At 58.8% G+C, this 2,359-nt stretch carries 1 protein-coding gene and 1 pseudogene; both read left to right on the top strand.

Translation table 11 applies throughout. The features are described 5' to 3' along the window. Positions 1-2,001 (top strand): elongation factor G (fusA, locus tag HY836_RS07385; protein WP_290675078.1); only part of this gene is annotated, 2,001 nt, incomplete at its 5' end. A gap of 294 nt (positions 2,002-2,295) precedes the next feature. Further along, a pseudogene (locus HY836_RS07380) lies at positions 2,296-2,359 on the top strand (elongation factor Tu); the annotation flags it as partial.

Here is a 2,359-nt window from a genome sequence, read left to right as displayed (position 1 = left end):
GGTGTGAACCACAAGATTGGTGAAGTGCACGAAGGCGCTGCCACCATGGACTGGATGGAGCAGGAACAAGAGCGCGGCATCACGATCACGTCGGCTGCCACGACCTGCTTCTGGAAGGGTATGGACATGTCCTACCCCGAGCACCGCTTCAACATCATCGACACCCCGGGCCACGTGGACTTCACCATTGAAGTCGAACGCTCGATGCGCGTGCTCGACGGTGCCTGCATGGTGTACTGCGCCGTGGGCGGTGTGCAGCCTCAGTCTGAAACCGTGTGGCGTCAGGCTAACAAGTACGGCGTGCCTCGTCTGTCCTTCGTCAACAAGATGGACCGTACCGGTGCCAACTTCTTCAAGGTCTACGACCAGCTCAAGCTGCGTCTGAAGGCCAACCCTGTGCCCGTGGTGATCCCCATCGGCGCTGAAGACAACTTCCAGGGCGTGGTCGATCTGCTGAAGATGAAGGCCATCTACTGGGACGAAGCTTCCCAGGGCATGAAGTTCGACTACCGCGACATCCCTGATGAGCTCAAGGCTGACGCCCAGAAGTGGCGCGAAGGCATGGTTGAAGCTGCTGCTGAAGCCAACGAAGAGCTGATGAACAAGTACCTGGAAGAAGGTGACTTGTCCGAAGAAGAGATCAAGCTGGCTCTGCGTACCCGTACCATCGCCTGCGAAATCCAGCCGATGCTGTGCGGCACTGCCTTCAAGAACAAGGGCGTGCAGCGCATGCTCGACGCCGTCATCGACTACCTGCCCTCGCCTGTGGACATCCCTCCAGTCGAAGGCACGGACGACGACGACCAGCCTACCAGCCGCAAGGCCGACGACGCCGAGAAGTTCTCTGCGCTGGCTTTCAAGCTGATGACCGACCCGTACGTCGGTCAGCTGACCTTCGTTCGCGTGTACTCGGGCGTGCTGAACTCCGGCGACTCCGTCTACAACCCGATCAAGGGCAAGAAAGAGCGTATCGGTCGTATCCTGCAGATGCACGCCAACGAGCGTGAAGAAATCAAGGAAATTCTGGCCGGTGACATCGCTGCTTGCGTGGGCCTGAAGGACGTGACCACCGGCGAAACGCTGTGTGATCCGGACGCCATCATCACCCTGGAAAAGATGGTCTTCCCTGAGCCTGTGATTGCACAGGCCGTGGAACCCAAGACCAAGGCTGACCAGGAAAAGATGGGTATCGCGCTGCAACGTCTGGCTGCAGAAGATCCTTCCTTCCGCGTCAAGACCGACGAAGAATCGGGTCAGACCATCATCGCCGGTATGGGCGAGCTGCACCTGGAAATCATCGTCGATCGCATGAAGCGCGAATTCGGCGTGGAAGCCAACGTGGGCAAGCCACAAGTGGCTTACCGCGAAACCATCCGCAAGAAGGTCACCGACGTCGAAGGCAAGTTCGTGCGTCAGTCCGGCGGTAAGGGTCAATACGGTCACGTGGTGCTGACGGTCGAACCTCAAGAGCCTGGCAAGGGCTTCGAGTTCGTCGACGCCATCAAGGGCGGTGTGGTTCCTCGCGAATACATCCCTGCGGTGGAAAAGGGCGTGATCGACACCCTGACCTCCGGCGTGCTGGCTGGCTACCCCGTTGTGGACGTCAAGGTCACCCTGACCTTCGGTTCGTACCACGATGTGGACTCGAACGAAAACGCGTTCAAGATGGCCGCTTCGATGGGTTTCAAGGACGGTTGCCGCAAGGCTTCGCCTGTGATCCTCGAGCCCATGATGGCCGTGGAAGTCGAAACGCCTGAAGACTACGCTGGTACCGTGATGGGCGACCTGTCCTCGCGTCGCGGCATGGTTCAAGGTATGGACGACATGGTCGGCGGTGGCAAGATCATCAAGGCAGAAGTTCCTCTGTCTGAAATGTTCGGCTACTCCACCAGCCTGCGTTCGGCTACGCAAGGTCGTGCAACGTACTCCATGGAGTTCAAGCACTACTCTGAAGCGCCCAAGAACGTGGCTGACGCGATCATCACTGCTCGTAGCAAGTAAGGCCCACCCCCTACTGCCTTCGGCAGCCCCCTCCAGGGGGCACAGCCAACAGACCGGCAAAGCCGGATCTGTGGCTGTTGCTGGATCTCAGCGGCGCAGTGCGCAAGGGTGTGTGTTTGAGGTCATCGTTGATGACCTCGGGTTCGGGTGGTAACATCCGGCCCCTTCCCTTGATCGGGAACCAAATTTAAGCCGGTCTTCGGCGCCCTTTGTGGGGTTGGCTTGCTGCCCATGGCGAGCCAGTGCTGGAGACCTAAAACACGCATGGGCAACTGTTCTTTGTTGGAGAAACAAATGGCAAAAGGTAAATTCGAACGGACCAAGCCGCACGTGAACGTGGGCACCATCGGTCACGTTG

The sequence above is a fragment of the Aquabacterium sp. genome (assembly GCF_016234775.1).
Classification (GTDB): Bacteria; Pseudomonadota; Gammaproteobacteria; order Burkholderiales; family Burkholderiaceae_C; genus Aquabacterium.
Note: the sequence above shows the minus strand (reverse complement) of the source record. Positions and strands in the feature narration are given on the sequence as shown.